Consider the following 13,271-nt stretch of genomic DNA (forward strand, 5'->3'; position numbering starts at 1 on the left):
TGATGTTGGAGCTGTGCATTGGCGACGGCGCGCCGTTCGACTTCCTGGCCATGTTGTCGGGCGCGCTCGAAGACGAGCGAACTCGCCCCAGGCGGTCCTGATCCTCTCGTCGGCCTGGCTTGCCGGTCGGCGACGATTGCTTCGGACCGCGGGGACTTCGAACCGCATTTCGCCCGTTCTCCAAGTCCCGGTGCCGATTAGCAGGGACCCGATCAAACCACGGGCCTTGCCGCTCGTTGACCTGCGGTCGGACGACGACCTCGCCTGGAACTCGATCGTGGGGCCCCTTGATGGAATACGAGATCTGTAAAGAGCACGACCTAGCCGATGGGGCGATGCGGACCGTCGAGGTTGGCGGCCGCAAGATACTCCTGATCCGCGATGGCGGACGCTATCGTGCGGTGGGCGCCACATGCCCGCATGCCGGGGCGCCTCTGGCCGAAGGCGTACTTCAGGCCGGGGTCGTGAGGTGTCCGTGGCACAAGGCGGCCTTTTCTCTGTCTACGGGCAAGTGCGTCGAGCCCCCTGGGATGATATCGTCGTCGACGGCGACCTGGAGAAGCCTGAATTCCTGGCCTTCTATGTCGAGCACGGCATCGTCAAGGCGCTGGCGGGGTGGAGCCGCGACCAGCAGATGGCTCAAGCTGTCGGCCTCATGGCGCATCGTCGGGATTGGACGGTTCCGGAGCTGCTGCAGGCGCTCACATAAGGGTCCGCTCGTCCGATGGAGCACTACGCGGGTGGATATGTCGATGTTTCATAGCTGCTCGGCGACCGTTCGGGCCGCCTCCAACTGCGTGGCAAGAAAGATCATGAGTGCCGGGCGATGTTGCGCTCGCCGACGGTCCCGGTAATAAAACGCTGCCTTATAAGATCGGATGCCGTTCTGGGCGGGTCGCGCTTTCGGGGTGATGGACTGGCACGCAGGAACCTTGCCTCGGCGCGCTACAAGGCGCGACCTTCTGAACCTTCTCGGTCGAAGATGCTTTCGCCGATGGCGAAGCTAGAGTTGGTCGGGTCGTGAATAACTATACGCCTCCATCGGAACGGGTTCCCGGTCCGGACACGTCGATCGATTCGAACGTGTTGGCGGGCGGTGGGCACATGGGCACGACCATGCGCGACCACGACTGGGCCAGCTCGTTCCTCGGCAGACCGGAAGGCTGGCCGCAGCCCCTTAAGACGGCGGCGAGCAGAATTCCGACGAGCGGGCGACGAGGACCGCTTCGCCGTGCGGCTCGGCATGCGCATGGTCAAGGGGCTTGCCAATGCCCACGCGGCGACGATTGTCGCGGTGCGATCCGACCGGGTTTTCGCCTCCGTCGACGACCTGTGGCGTCGCGCCGGCGTTCCCGTCGCCTCGCTCGTCCAACTCGCCGAGGCCGACGCCTACAGCGCTAGCCTCAAGCTCGCCCGACGCGAAGCCCTATGGGCGATCAAGGCGTTGCGCGACGAACCCTTGCCTTTGTTCGCGGCCGCGGCAGCCCGTGAGGCGGAGCCGGTGGCCGAACTCGACGAACCCGCCGTCGCGCTGCGTCCGATGACGGCCGGCGGCGAGGTCGTCGAGGACTACGGTCACGTCGGTCTCAGCCTGCGAGCGCACCCTGTGTCGTTCCTGCGTGACGATCTCCATCGACGCCGCATCGTGACCTGCACCGAGGCGATGGAGGCTCGCGACGGCCGGTGGCTGGAAGCCGCCGGCATCGTCCTGGTCCGCCAGCGTCCGGGATCGGCGAAGGGGGTGATGTTCATCACCCTCGAGGACGAGACCGGAATCGCCAACCTCGTCGTCTGGCCCAAGGTGTTCGAGAAGCACCGTCGCATCGTCCTCTCGTCTGGCATGATCGCCGTCCGTGGGCGGGTCCAGCGTGAAGGCGATGTCGTCCACCTCGTCGCCTACCACTTCAAGGACCTATCCGCGGAGCTCGCCGGCGTCGGCAGTCGCGACGGCTCGTTCCCGTTGCCCCACGGGCGCGGAGACGAGTTCCATCGTGGCGGTTCGGGCCCCGACGCTCGCGAGCCGAAGACCTCCCCTCTTGCGGCGCGCGACATCTCATTCGCGACCTGCACATCGACACCTTGAAGGTGAAGACGCGGGATTTTGGATGACGCTTCGTCGTGGGTCGATATGGCGATGGCCGGCAAGGATCTGCATTCCTCCCAGCTCACGGTCTGCGCGCCGGGTGCCAGCGAAACCTTTGGAGGACGCACGCCATACCGGGTGATGCTTGCCATCCGCCACTCGCCACCGCGGTAGAGCCAGAAGGAGCCCCCTTCGGGGAGCAGATCTTCGAGCGGACGCGGTTTGTACACGTGGAACCTCTATCGACGGGTCTGAAGGAAGCGAATCGGGATGCGCGCGATTGTCCGGTTCGTATGCCCATCGACCCCTTAAGAATTCCGCGAGCGGGCGGCTGACGATGTGGGCGGGGGTTGGCGCCAGGAGGTCGCATGCGGCATGGCGACCATGCAGGAACGATGAGCTCCTAGAGTTTGTTCGATCTTCAACCAAGGAGCTGAGCTGAACCGGAAGATGAAGATGAAGATGGTGGCGGTGGCGTCTGCCGCCCTGGGAATGGCAATGCTTGCATCCTCGCCGAGCGCGGAGGCGCGAGGCTTTGGCGGCGGTGGATTCCATGGCGGCGGGTTCCATGGCGGCTTCAGTGGCGGCCGCGGTTTCGGTGGTTATGGCCGGGGCTATGGCGGACGCGGGTATGGTCGTGGCTTAGGCTACGGGGCTGCCGGTCTGGGCCTCGGACTGGCGGCGGGCGCGATCGCCGGCGGATACTATGGTGGCTACGGATACGGTGACGGCTATGGATATGGCGCCGGCTACGGCTACCCGGCGTACGGCTATCCCGCGTATGGCTACGGCAATGGCGTCTACGGTGGGCAGGGCTATGGTTACGGTTACGGCTACTAATTCTTGACGACGGAGCCCGTCGCGGAGTTTTGGAAGGGGCGCCCACGAGGCGTCCCTTTTTCGTCTTTCTAAAGGTGATCTTCTCGCGATCGCGCGTCTTGTGAGGGTCCCAGTTGATATCGGGTAACCCCGGCCGCAGTTGCACCAAACGCGGCCCGCACCGCAGCCCTCTTACGCGACCGAGCTCGCAACGTCGCGCCGATGCATCCTGAGCTAGCGGCCTTCTTCCGCGAGTGGCGCGACCGGTCGACCGGCGTCCTCAACAGCCACGTGTCAAACCCAGTCCTCGTCTTCTTCCATTCCATGGACGCCGAGAGCGATTGGTTGTCGGCGCTGGAGACGGTGCTGGACGCGGCAATTATCACGATGTGCCTCATCGAGGACGACGCTGTAGGATCGGCCGTCCTCATGCATCGCGCAGGCTCGCGCACGTGGCTCATCTCTGCGATCTCTGCGATCTGGAGGGCGGCCCCGGCGGGGCGGATCTCGACGAGGCGGTGGTCGCAAGCCTTTCGGAGCAGCTCCGACTGTCCGGATACCGCACGGTGCCGGTCAACCGGGCCGTGATCGCGCGCATCTCGAGCTTGAGGTCCGACTACGACGGCCGCTTCCGGTCCCTGTCCGACCACCTCGGCGCCGACCGAGCCGTCCTGACGCCTGACGGCCACCGTTGAAGTTGCGCAACCAACTGGTTCAGGGAGTTGAGAACAGAACGGGAATATGGGATCTTGCGGACCGACGGCCGAGGGTGCCACCCGCCCGCCAACGGAGAACCCCAGCGTGGGCAATCTTTATTCTATGACCAAGGGCCAGCAGGCGATCCGCGAGCTCGCAAGCATCATGCGCGATCTGACCGGCAACCTGCCGTCGATGCCTGGCATCTTTCCCGACTATCCCGCGCCGATCGTTCGCAACGGGTCTGAAGGTCGGGAGCTGGCGCTGGCCCGCTGGGGCATGCCTTCGCCGGTCTTCGCGCTGAAGGGACGCAACAGCGACCCTGGCGTCACCAACGTCCGCAACGTCTCGTCGCCGCATTGGCGCCGTTGGCTCGGACCGGCGAGCCGCTGCGTCGTCCCCTTCACGAGCTTCTCCGAGAACGAGGTGCTGCCCGACGGGCGGCGACCGCCGGTGTGGTTCGCCTTCGACGAGACGCGGCCGCTCGCGTTCTTCGCGGGCATCTGGACGCCTTGGACATCGGTGAGGAAGGTGAAGGAGGGCGAGACCACGAACGACGTCTTCGCGTTCCTGACGACGGAGCCCAACGCCGTCGTCGGCGCGATCCATCCGAAGGCGATGCCGGCGATCCTGACGACGCGCGAGGAGATCGACCTCTGGATGACGGCGCCGATCCAGGACGCCCTCGCGCTGCAGCGCCCGCTCGCCGACGACGCCCTCGTCATCGTCGCGCGGGGCGACAAGCAGGACGAGGCTCTGGCGGCGTGACATCCGATGCCGACGTCGCCGATGCCAGCGGGTCCGTCGTCGACGCTGCGGCGCGGTCGCGCAAGATCGTCCACGTCGACATGGATGCGTTCTTCGCGTCCGTCGAGCAACGCGACAACCCCGAGCTGCGCGGCCTTCCGGTCGCCGTCGGCGGCTCCCGCGACCGCGGCGTCGTCGCGGCCGCGAGCTACGAGGCCCGCGTCTTCGGCGTCCGCTCCGCGATGCCGTCGGTGACCGCGCGGCGGAAGTGTCCGGATCTGATCTTCGTCAAGCCACGCTTCGACGCATACAAGGCGGTGTCGATGCAGATCCGCGGGATCTTCGCCGAGCATACCTCGATCATCGAGCCGCTCTCGCTCGACGAGGCCTACCTCGACGTGACGGAGAACATCCAGGGCATTCCCTTGGCGACGGAAGTCGCCTCCATGATCCGCGCGAAGATCCTCGCCGAGACCGGCCTCACCGCTTCAGCCGGGATCTCCTACAACAAGTTCCTGGCGAAGCTCGCATCCGACCATCGAAAGCCCAACGGGCAGTACGTGATCACGCCACGGATGGGACCGTCCTTCGTCGAGACCCTGCCGATCGGCAGGTTCCATGGCGTGGGACCCGCCACCGAGGCGAAGATGCATCGGCTCGGCATCCGCCTCGGGCGCCGACCTCAAGACGAAGTCATTGGCGTTCCTGCAGCAGCATTTCGGAAAGTCGGGCGCATATTTCTACGGGATCGCGCGAGGCGTCAATCACCGTCCGGTGCGCGCCGACCGCATCCGCAAGTCCATCGGCGCCGAGAACACATTCTCGGCCGACCTCGTCGACTACGAGCCCATGCGCGAAGCTTTGCAGCCGCTCGGACGAGGCCGCGATTGCCGGACGCGAAGCGTTGGAGGAGGCTAGCCTCGGCCTTCTGGCGCGGGAGATGCCGGTGCCGCGCGGCGTGCGTCTGCTGGGCGTCAGCCTTTCGAACCTACAATCGGGTCGATCGGTCCGACACCAGACGCTGTTCGAGGGCTAGGGCCGATCATATCGGCCCGATGCCCACCGTGCGCGGTGGGCGTCGTCCTTCATCATCCAGCGTACGTGCAACGCCCCTCCAGGCTCGGCGACTTGTCGACCCAGCCCTTCAGCATGTCGGGAGTGACATCCGTCGCGTGGCAGACCGGGGCGGCTCAGCCCGGTCGATCGTAGGCGCTCCGCTTCCCGCACGCCGAACCGTTCTTGGCGTGGTCGAACGGGCAGGGGCACGGATGTCCCGACGACTTGTAGATCTCCGAGCACCTTTCGATGATCGCCTGCGCCGTCTGCCGCGTGTCGAGCGCGAAGGCTGGCGTTGCCAGCGGTAACAGGAGGACGAGCGCCCGGAAGACGGTCGCGGAACGCGTCACGGATGCTTCTCGGTCTTCGAGGCACGGTCGCCCGCCGCCGCGGCGTCCGTCTCGCACATGTAGGCCCCGGCCTTCGTGTTCCCGTAGTTCTTGGTCCCGGCGAAGTGGTAGATTCTGGACTGCGTGTTGACCCACACGACCGTGGCGCCGGGGCACCGGGCCTTGGCGCTGGCTTCGGCCGGAAACTGGTTGGCGCCCGTCGGCGACGGTGCGGGCTGGGCGCGCGGAGCTGGTGCCGACGGGGCCGCTGGCGACGTTGTCGGAGCGGGAGCGGGAGTCTGCGGGGCAGGGCGCTGCGTCGTCGGTGCCGGTGCGCTCGGAGCGGACGGCGCGGGGATCGGTGGCGGTGTGACGGTGGCCGTTCCGATCGGCGTGGCGGCGCCGGGTGGCAGCGCGCGGCAGGCCGCGATGAAGTCCTTCTTCTTCTCTTTGGCGTCCTTCAGGGCGCCCTTGTTCGCCTTGTACTCGGCGTCGCAGGCGCCAGCGGTCTTCACCGTTCCGGCCGTCGAGGCCGGCGGCGCTTGCCTCGCCACCGGTGCGGAAGGTGCCGGCGCGGCGGCCACGCCGCCGATCGGCGTCGCGGTCCCGACCGGAAGCGTCCGGCACGTCGTCACGAACTCCTTCTTCGTCTCCTTAGCCGCCTTGAGGGCGCGCTTCTGCGCCGCGTATTCGTCGTTGCACAGCTTCGCCGTCTTCAACGCCTGGGCGGAAGCAGGCGGGGCAGCGATGATCGACCCGCCGATGAACGACGCCAGGACAAGGATGGGGAGATGTCTGATCATGCGGGCTCCGGGATTGCCGATTGAGCTTAGGCACCGTCGCGCGGAACGTCGAGCGCAAACGCTCGCGTTATCGTCCGCCAGAAGACTTCCGCCTACGACGGGCGGTCGGGGCGGGTTGCGCCTCCCTGCGAGATTTGGCGATAACTTCGCGGATGAATCGGCACCAATCCACCATCGCTTCCCGCGGGTCCGACCGCCTGACGCTCTTCCAGACCCTGCTCCAGTGGCTGGCTCCGGATGCCGTCTATTACCGGCCTCCTGCCGTGGTGAGGCGCATCGCGGGATTCAAGCTCGTCAGCGTCTCGGACGCCGCTTGGGCTTCCCGCGCATGAGCGGTGCCTACGAGGGGGCGGGCCGGCTGTGGAACAGCCTCGAATCCGGGGATCCCGTCACCGACCAGGCATTCATCGATTTGCTCGAACGCGTCTGGCTGGCGGCGATAGGCGTCGAGCCCGCCCTCGATCTGGTCCAGAAGCGACCCGTGGATCGCGTCAGATGAGCGCCGGCGGCGGCGATGCGATCACTGTGTTTCGGCGCGCAACAATTCGCCGCCGATTGACACGCTCGCCTTCAGGATCCTGCGTGAATCCCTTAAAGGACGCCTCGTCGGCCCACTGTGCGTAGTTCAGGACGTGACGCCCATCGAGACTGGCGTGGAACGTCGATGAGATGAAGCCCGGTCGATGTCGGACCCAACGCTCGACCTCCGCCACGATCGCCGCGATCAGATCATCTTGCGTCTTCGGCTCGACGTCGAAGCGTACGATCTGCGTGAATGTCGCGTCTTCCGCGATCCGAGCCAAGCTCCGGCCGGTGTGATCAGAGGGAGACCGGCGACGAGCTCCCGCGGTCGAGCTTCAGCCGCTCCGCCTCGGCATCCAACGTCGCCCGCGCGTTGCCGAACTTTGTGATCAGCCTCTCGGCTTCCTCGTGCGTCAGGCCATGCTTCTTCGCGAAGTAGGCAACTTCGTAGGTCTCGTCGCCGGCCACGGTGCGGCGATCCTCGGCGCCGGTCTTCGTCTTGTCGTCGGACATCGTTTCGGCCTCTGCATCTGGATGTCTCGACGCAACGGCGTTTGCGCTGGATCGGTTGCTTCGGGCGGCATTTAGGACGTTGCCGTCCGACTACGCTTCAATGCGGCGGTTCGAGCGCCTTCGGTGCGGCCGCCTTCAGCTGCGCCAGTTCGTCGTCGACGGCGTTCGTGGCTCGCATGACCGCGAGCTCGCGCTGGGTCGCGGTCCGAGGATCGGACTGGTCCGTCAGCTGCCCGCGTTCGACCATGCCTTCCAGCGCGTCCGCGCGGTCGCGCATGCCGTGCACCTTCTCCTGGGCGCGACGCAAAGCGTCGCTCGTACCGCCGAGCCGGTTGTCGAGGCCGGTGAGGGATTCCGTGACCTTCACCTGCGCCTGGGCCGCCGCGAAGGTCGTCTTCATGACCTCCTTCTCGGTCCTGAACTGCTCGATGCGGGCGGCGAGCTTGCGCTCGTAGCTCATGAGCTTGTCGGCTTGCGGCGTGATCGTCCCGAGAGCGTTGACAAGAACCTCGCGCTTCGCCATCGCATCCTGCTTATGGACCAGCGAGGCGCGCGCGAGGTCGTCGCGGCCCTGCACGACCGCATCGCGGGCGTCGACGCTCGTCTGATCGATCTCCGCCTCGACGGTGGCGATCTGGCGCTTCAGCGACTGCTGCTGCGCGACGACGTCGGCGAGGTGGCGTTTGGTGTCCTGCAGGCCGACGATCATCTTCTCGTACGAGAGCTCGAGCGTGTCGTTGGGATCCTCCAGACTGTCGAGGAGCTTGTGCGTCTTGGCCTGGAACAGGTCGGCCACGCGTCCGAATATGCTCATGCGTCGTCCTCACGTGTTGACGGAAAGGACCAGCGTCGGGTCCGGGATGGCGGATGCGTCGCGCTCTTCGGTGATCGGCTTCACGGCCGTGCCGACGGCGAAGAACTCGATGATGTGCGGCTTCCAGTTGTGCGAGCCCTCGTGCAGCTCCATTCCGACGACGCCCTCGGCGCCCGCCGTCATGGCCTCGTTTTGCATGCGCTCCATGGCGATCTCGCGGGCATCGTAGAGCGCCTGCGAGAAGTTGGTCATCTCGACGTTGCGCCCGATCTGTCCGAGCGACTGGAAGAACCCCTGGTGGGCGACGTGGTAGACGCAGCTGCCCATGACGAGTTCGAGCGGCCGGTAGCCGGCCTGCAGGAGCGTCCAGAAGTCCTGCCCGGATAGGTCCGAGGTGAAGGGTGCGCCGTCGACCCCCTTGAAGCCCTGGTGGCCGCCGGCGTGGACGATGCCCGTGCCGATCGCCATGAATTCCATGATGTTCTCGTCCCACTCGAGCCGCTTGACGGTTAGGCGGACCCCGACGATGCCGTCGGCGCCCATGTCGCGCGCCTCCTCCTTCATCCGCGCCATCGCGCGTTCGCGCGCCTCGTACATGGCGCCCGACAGGGTCGTCATCTCCTGGTTGGCGCTCCAGTTCGCGTACTGGATGCCCAGGTGGTAGATGCACGACCCCACGCAGAGCCCGACCGGCTCGAAGCCGGCCTTGCGCACGAGCAGGAACTCGTTGACCGAGAAGTCCGACGTGAAGATTCCGCCTGGGTGGCCCTGGCCGCGCAGGCCCTTCAGCCGATCGATGGCGTGCTGCGGTATGCTTTTCTCGGTTTCGCCCATCAGATCGCCCCGTCCTGTTCGGTCTCGAGTGTGTAGGCCGTATGTCGCCGGTCGCCGGACCGCCGGAGCGGGGAGGCGTCGTCACGCATGTCGACGACGGCGACGATATCGTGCGGTATCTTCGCGTTGCGCGGCGTGTCGACGACGGTGCCGACGATGATCCAGCGGCCGAGGTACATGGGCGGCGAGCGGTCGTTCGCCGGCTCCTGCTTGAGGATCTCGCCGAAGTGGGTGTGCGCTAGGACGCCGTTGCCCATCGTGGAGGCTTCGGCCCGCAGCGCCGCGATGGCATTGGTGCGGATGTTCTCCCAGAACGCCCCGAGTTCGGTGTAGGCCGTGTTCATCGTCGTCCCGTAGTTGCCGGTCAGGATCGCCATCCTCGACGGCGTCAGCCATTCGTATTTTGCTCCGGTCGCGACGCCGACCGGCACGATGCCGGCCTCGAGCAGGCGTACGAACTCGAGCGTCGAGACGGTGGCGACGATGGGATCGGGGCTTAGTGACAGGCCTTCGACGCGCACCGCGGTCCCGACCACCGTGAAGTCCATGCTGGCCGCCATGCCCGACGCCGCGAGCCCGCTGCGAGGCTGGCTCGGATAGACGGTACGCAGCTTGACGTCGACGATCGCGTTGGCCCCGGCGGACCGGGCCTCCAGGACCATGCGCCCGATGGCGACGCGCCAGCCCTCGGCGTGGCCTTCGGTCCAGGACCGTCCGAACATGTACCAGCAGGTCCCCGACACGGTCGCGATGGGTGTGATCCCGTGCGTCCGTGCGGCCAGGAGCTCGGCCGGCATCATGGTAGAGGTCCATGGCAGCCGACCTTCGCCGGCCTGCCTGAGGCGCGATAGGACGGGGGCAGGCAGCGTGTTCGCCGCGAACGCCCGCGTCCAGGATGCCGGGTCCGGTCCGTCTGCCATGCCGGGTCTCCTCAGCTCACGAGAAAGGCGTAGAGGCTGGCGCGGGCCTCTTCGGTCGCCAAGCCCGTCGTGCCGATGCTGCGCGACAACTCGTCCAGCCAGTCCGGAACGGTCATCGCCTTCGATCCGATCGCGACGCCACGGACCACACTCGTCCGGGTTGCTGCGAGACGTCCGCCATCGATCGAGAGCGTCAGCAGGCCGACGGACGTGGTCACGGCGATCGCCGTCGTGCGCATCTCGGACGAGAAGAGGCCCTTGCGCTTGCGTGTCACGGCGACCGCGTCCGGAAGCGCGGGCTCGAGCCTTGCGGCGAGCCCCTCCATGAAGGCCTGGAGGTCGCCTTGTGCCCTGCGAAGATAGGCTGCGGAGAGATCGAACGGATCGATGTCGGCACCCATGGAAGCTCCATGCCTGGATGGCATGTCATAGCCGAACTCGGGGCTTTCGGCAGAAATTTCTGCGTAGCATCCATCCGTCGTGCGGAAGGGAAAAGCGCTTCGGAGTCGACGGATGACGCGTGTCGTCAGTCCTCGACCAACCCCTTGAAGCTCGCATGTCGCAGCTCGCCGGCGGCCGTTGTCCCGCGATAGGCGATCTCGGCCTGTAGATCCGGCCGAACCCATACGGCCCCCTTCGTCTTCAGTCCCGGCACCGCGCACTTCGGCGTCACGATCGCGTCGAGCTTCGCCCTCAGCATCGTCGCGACACGGTCGCTGAAGCCCGTCCCGACGTTACCGACGGAGACCAGCTTGCCGCCATCGAGCCGCGCCAGCTTCAGGTTCGCCAGCGCGCCGCGGACGGCCCCTGACGTCGGTTGATACCCGACGACAACGAACGCCTCGGTCAGGATGCTCTTGGTCTTCAGCCAGGTCTTCGAACGGCCAGACCGGTAGGGCGCGTCGATCCGTTTCGACACGATGCCCTCGAGCTCGTGCTCGCATGCGACGCGGTAAAGGTCGGCCCCCGAACCGGTATACTCGTCGCTCATCATCACGGCGCTCGACGGCCGCATGAGGAAGCCCAGGGCCTCGCGGCGATCGCCGAGCGGCTTCGCCCGCAGGTCCTCACCGTCCAGGAACAGGTCGAACGCGTACATCACCGCGGCCTCCGATCCATGGCGCGAGAGGTCGGCCTGCAGCTCCGAAAAGTTCGAGCGGCCCATGTCGTCGAGCACGACCGCCTCGCCGTCGATGATCGCCGAGCGGACGTTTAGCTTCAGCAGCGCGGCGGCAATGTTCGGAAAGCGGCTGGTCCAGTCGTGGCCGTTGCGCGTGCGGATCTTCGCCTTGCCGTCGGCGAGGTAGGCGGAGACGCGGTAGCCGTCCCATTTGATCTCGTGAATCCAGTCGTCACCGACGGGCGGCTTGTCGACGAGCGTCGGCAGGCAGGGCTTGATCCATTTGGGCAGCGGCGCGTCGAAGCCCGGCCTGCCGCGGATCAATCGGCTTGGCGACAAGCGCGCCGCCGGCGACCCGCTCGTCAGCAACGACGGCGGCAGTTTTCTTGGTCTGTGCGGTCGGTCGGCGGGGTGGCTTGGGCATAGGCCGACGATGCCGACGGATCGTTAAGGCGGAGTTCGAGTGTCTATCTGTGGCTGGAAGCCTATCTGATGCATGCTGGCTAAGCTTTGAACATTTGGAGACCGACTTGCTCGACAATCCGATCAGCGACCGTGAGATAATAGCCCACCACGAGGCATCCCATGCCGTGCTCGCTCTGGAGCTCGGGCTAGGCATTCTCGAGATCGGGATCGATCTTGAACGGGTTGACGCTACGGGCGGCGTCGGAAACGTGGGATGCCGCTTGTTCGTCGCGGACCTAACCGACGTCTCGCCGCGGAATCTGGAGTCTGAACAGCGGCGATTGGCCGGGCAGATCGACTGCAGCGGGACCGTTCTAGCCGCGGGTGCCGCATCGGACGCGAGGCTGCGAGGCGAGGATCCATGGAGCGCCCTTCAGAAGCAGGAGAGCGACTTCAGACATATGCGCGATCTGCTTCAACGCGCCATGTTGGACGGGACGCCGGAGGTCGCGGAGGAGCGATTGCGCTCGCAGCTCGATCTGGCGGTCGAAGCGCTGGAGGATCCTCTGGTCTGGCAGGCTGTCGAACTTGTTGCACGGGAGGTTCTCAGGCGTGGTCCGCTCAAGGGAGCGGATATCGAAGCACTCGTGAAGCCGGAACTGGAACCAGTTGATACCGGAAGCTAGGACCCCGTCCGCGGCGTGGCGTTTTCCGAGTTGTCCCCGTTGACTACAGGGCTGGCCGAATCGACTCGGACACGTCACGCTGTTAGAACATATGGGGAACAATAAGGTGGCGCATGGCATCGAGACGGAAGAGCCGCTTTGAGAGGCCACGAGACCCGGCGCATGTCGTCCGCTCGCTCCGCGCCTGCCGGGAGGCAATGACGAAGGTTCACATCGAGACCACCCCCTTCGGACCGACCTACCGCCTCGCATCGGGCGTGATGGAGGCGATCGACGCCTTCGCGGATCATCTGTCGGGAGCCAAGGGGTACTTCCATATCGGCGCCGCGAGCGAGGCGGCCCGCCACGACAACTGGATGGCTCGCGAGAAGGGAGAGCTGCCATGGCCGTGGTGACATACTACCTCGCGCTGCCGTTCGTCTGGAGCGAGAACGGCGAGCTCGTCGCCGGCAAGGCACAGGAGCGTCAGACCGCGACCGCGGCGATCCGGGCGGCCCAGGCGCTGGCGAACACGGCTGCCGGCGCCGTTGCGTTCTCGCGGACCGGAGACCCGTCGACCGGCGACTTTTCGGATGCCGAGGTTATCCTCACCTGCGGCACGGTCCCCGACGCCGACACGCTGCTGGCCGCGCCTTGAGATGCCGACGCTCTATACGATCGACCCTGAGCCAGTCATCGCTCGCGAGACCGTCGATGCGGACGTCATGGCGACCAATGCCAGAATGGCGCCGATCCTTGGGCTGGGCGCCGGAGATGTCGGTCCTGCAGCCCCGGAACCACGGCAACGCAAGATCATCCACGTCGACATGGACGCGTTCTTCGCCTCCGTTGAACAGCGCGACAATCCCGAGCTTCGCGGTTTGCCCGTCGCCGTCGGCGGTTCCCGTGAGCGCGGCGTCGTCGCCGCCGCGAGCTACGAGGCCC

General features: G+C 66.2%; 17 protein-coding genes and 4 pseudogenes. 12 read left to right on the top strand and 9 right to left on the bottom strand.

The window, feature by feature from the left end; all coding sequences use genetic code 11:
- Window positions 1–335: 335 nt before the first annotated feature.
- The 7 genes and pseudogenes from GSQ79_RS29775 to dinB form a co-directional block, all read left to right on the top strand.
- Window positions 336–473: pseudogene (locus GSQ79_RS29775) on the top strand (Rieske 2Fe-2S domain-containing protein); the annotation flags it as partial.
- Window positions 474–475: 2 nt separating this feature from the next.
- On the top strand, window positions 476–709 hold the full coding sequence (locus GSQ79_RS29780) for a hypothetical protein (RefSeq protein ID WP_246725492.1): 234 nt from the start codon (window positions 476–478) through the stop codon (window positions 707–709).
- Between the two features lie 507 nt (window positions 710–1,216).
- Window positions 1,217–2,109: pseudogene (locus GSQ79_RS21615) on the top strand (OB-fold nucleic acid binding domain-containing protein); the annotation flags it as partial.
- Between the two features lie 472 nt (window positions 2,110–2,581).
- Window positions 2,582–2,923, top strand: a complete 342-nt coding sequence (locus tag GSQ79_RS21620) for a hypothetical protein (RefSeq protein ID WP_210253174.1) — start codon at window positions 2,582–2,584, stop codon at window positions 2,921–2,923.
- Between the two features lie 431 nt (window positions 2,924–3,354).
- Window positions 3,355–3,597, top strand: coding sequence for a hypothetical protein (locus tag GSQ79_RS21625; RefSeq protein ID WP_158810854.1), 243 nt, complete (start codon window positions 3,355–3,357; stop codon window positions 3,595–3,597).
- 106 nt (window positions 3,598–3,703) lie between these two features.
- A complete protein-coding gene (locus tag GSQ79_RS21630; protein WP_174243256.1) occupies window positions 3,704–4,366 on the top strand; it encodes an SOS response-associated peptidase in 663 nt (220 codons plus the stop codon).
- 80 nt (window positions 4,367–4,446) lie between these two features.
- Window positions 4,447–5,381 (top strand): annotated as a pseudogene (gene dinB, locus GSQ79_RS21635) (DNA polymerase IV).
- A gap of 154 nt (window positions 5,382–5,535) precedes the next feature.
- Here dinB and GSQ79_RS21640 read toward each other — a convergent pair.
- The gene (locus GSQ79_RS21640; RefSeq protein ID WP_158810856.1) at window positions 5,536–5,751 is read right to left on the bottom strand and encodes a hypothetical protein; all 216 of its coding nucleotides are present in this window, start codon (window positions 5,749–5,751) and stop codon (window positions 5,536–5,538) included.
- Window positions 5,748–6,533 (bottom strand): hypothetical protein, encoded by a 786-nt coding sequence (locus GSQ79_RS21645; RefSeq protein ID WP_158810857.1) that lies wholly within the window; start codon window positions 6,531–6,533, stop codon window positions 5,748–5,750. Before GSQ79_RS21645 ends, GSQ79_RS21640 begins: the two co-directional genes overlap by 4 nt.
- Window positions 6,534–6,861: 328 nt before the next feature.
- On the opposite strand from GSQ79_RS21645, the gene GSQ79_RS21650 reads away from it, so the two are divergent.
- A complete protein-coding gene (locus GSQ79_RS21650; protein WP_158810858.1) occupies window positions 6,862–7,032 on the top strand; it encodes a hypothetical protein in 171 nt (56 codons plus the stop codon).
- Here GSQ79_RS21650 and GSQ79_RS21655 read toward each other — a convergent pair.
- From GSQ79_RS21655 to ligD, 7 genes are all read right to left on the bottom strand, one after another.
- Window positions 7,025–7,336, bottom strand: coding sequence for an antibiotic biosynthesis monooxygenase (locus GSQ79_RS21655; protein WP_158810859.1), 312 nt, complete (start codon window positions 7,334–7,336; stop codon window positions 7,025–7,027). The two genes, GSQ79_RS21650 and GSQ79_RS21655, sit on opposite strands and share 8 nt — an antisense overlap.
- 16 nt (window positions 7,337–7,352) lie before the next feature.
- Window positions 7,353–7,568 carry a DUF3606 domain-containing protein gene (locus GSQ79_RS21660; RefSeq protein WP_158810860.1) on the bottom strand — a complete coding sequence of 72 codons (216 nt, stop codon included), beginning with the start codon at window positions 7,566–7,568 and terminating at the stop codon, window positions 7,353–7,355.
- Window positions 7,569–7,665: 97 nt separating this feature from the next.
- Window positions 7,666–8,382: a PspA/IM30 family protein gene (locus tag GSQ79_RS21665; RefSeq protein ID WP_158810861.1), complete on the bottom strand. Its 717-nt coding sequence runs from the start codon at window positions 8,380–8,382 to the stop codon at window positions 7,666–7,668.
- Window positions 8,383–8,391: 9 nt separating this feature from the next.
- Window positions 8,392–9,216, bottom strand: coding sequence for a heavy metal-binding domain-containing protein (locus GSQ79_RS21670; RefSeq protein WP_158810862.1), 825 nt, complete (start codon window positions 9,214–9,216; stop codon window positions 8,392–8,394).
- A complete protein-coding gene (locus GSQ79_RS21675; protein WP_158810863.1) occupies window positions 9,216–10,136 on the bottom strand; it encodes a hypothetical protein in 921 nt (306 codons plus the stop codon). Before GSQ79_RS21675 ends, GSQ79_RS21670 begins: the two co-directional genes overlap by 1 nt.
- Window positions 10,137–10,147: 11 nt before the next feature.
- Window positions 10,148–10,537 carry a hypothetical protein gene (locus GSQ79_RS21680; RefSeq protein WP_158810864.1) on the bottom strand — a complete coding sequence of 130 codons (390 nt, stop codon included), beginning with the start codon at window positions 10,535–10,537 and terminating at the stop codon, window positions 10,148–10,150.
- 125 nt (window positions 10,538–10,662) lie between these two features.
- Complete coding sequence (gene ligD / locus GSQ79_RS21685; RefSeq protein ID WP_246725489.1) at window positions 10,663–11,595, bottom strand: non-homologous end-joining DNA ligase; 933 nt, start codon at window positions 11,593–11,595, stop codon at window positions 10,663–10,665.
- 191 nt (window positions 11,596–11,786) lie between these two features.
- Between ligD and GSQ79_RS21690 the strand changes: the two genes are divergently transcribed.
- The 4 genes and pseudogenes from GSQ79_RS21690 to GSQ79_RS29785 form a co-directional block, all read left to right on the top strand.
- Window positions 11,787–12,347 carry a hypothetical protein gene (locus GSQ79_RS21690; RefSeq protein ID WP_158810865.1) on the top strand — a complete coding sequence of 187 codons (561 nt, stop codon included), beginning with the start codon at window positions 11,787–11,789 and terminating at the stop codon, window positions 12,345–12,347.
- A 197-nt stretch (window positions 12,348–12,544) separates the two neighbouring features.
- The gene (locus tag GSQ79_RS21695; protein WP_158810866.1) at window positions 12,545–12,742 is read left to right on the top strand and encodes a hypothetical protein; all 198 of its coding nucleotides are present in this window, start codon (window positions 12,545–12,547) and stop codon (window positions 12,740–12,742) included.
- Window positions 12,730–12,984, top strand: a complete 255-nt coding sequence (locus GSQ79_RS21700) for a hypothetical protein (RefSeq protein ID WP_158810867.1) — start codon at window positions 12,730–12,732, stop codon at window positions 12,982–12,984. Before GSQ79_RS21695 ends, GSQ79_RS21700 begins: the two co-directional genes overlap by 13 nt.
- Window positions 12,985–13,069: 85 nt before the next feature.
- Window positions 13,070–13,271 (top strand): annotated as a pseudogene (locus GSQ79_RS29785) (DNA polymerase IV); the annotation flags it as partial.

The organism is Beijerinckia sp. L45 (assembly GCF_009765775.1).
Classification (GTDB): domain Bacteria; phylum Pseudomonadota; class Alphaproteobacteria; order Rhizobiales; family Beijerinckiaceae; genus RH-AL1.

What these genes read in the sequence shown, in the direction of transcription:
- GSQ79_RS21620 (WP_210253174.1), top strand. Translation starts at nt 2,582, where the DNA reads ATGCTTGCATCCTCGCCGAGCGCGGAGGCGCGAGGCTTTGGCGGCGGT.
- GSQ79_RS21670 (WP_158810862.1), bottom strand. Translation starts at nt 9,216, where the DNA reads ATGGGCGAAACCGAGAAAAGCATACCGCAGCACGCCATCGATCGGCTG.
- GSQ79_RS21660 (WP_158810860.1), bottom strand. Translation starts at nt 7,568, where the DNA reads ATGTCCGACGACAAGACGAAGACCGGCGCCGAGGATCGCCGCACCGTG.
- GSQ79_RS21700 (WP_158810867.1), top strand. Translation starts at nt 12,730, where the DNA reads ATGGCCGTGGTGACATACTACCTCGCGCTGCCGTTCGTCTGGAGCGAG.
- GSQ79_RS21645 (WP_158810857.1), bottom strand. Translation starts at nt 6,533, where the DNA reads ATGATCAGACATCTCCCCATCCTTGTCCTGGCGTCGTTCATCGGCGGG.
- GSQ79_RS21695 (WP_158810866.1), top strand. Translation starts at nt 12,545, where the DNA reads ATGACGAAGGTTCACATCGAGACCACCCCCTTCGGACCGACCTACCGC.
- GSQ79_RS21665 (WP_158810861.1), bottom strand. Translation starts at nt 8,382, where the DNA reads ATGAGCATATTCGGACGCGTGGCCGACCTGTTCCAGGCCAAGACGCAC.
- GSQ79_RS21680 (WP_158810864.1), bottom strand. Translation starts at nt 10,537, where the DNA reads ATGGGTGCCGACATCGATCCGTTCGATCTCTCCGCAGCCTATCTTCGC.
- GSQ79_RS21650 (WP_158810858.1), top strand. Translation starts at nt 6,862, where the DNA reads ATGAGCGGTGCCTACGAGGGGGCGGGCCGGCTGTGGAACAGCCTCGAA.
- GSQ79_RS21675 (WP_158810863.1), bottom strand. Translation starts at nt 10,136, where the DNA reads ATGGCAGACGGACCGGACCCGGCATCCTGGACGCGGGCGTTCGCGGCG.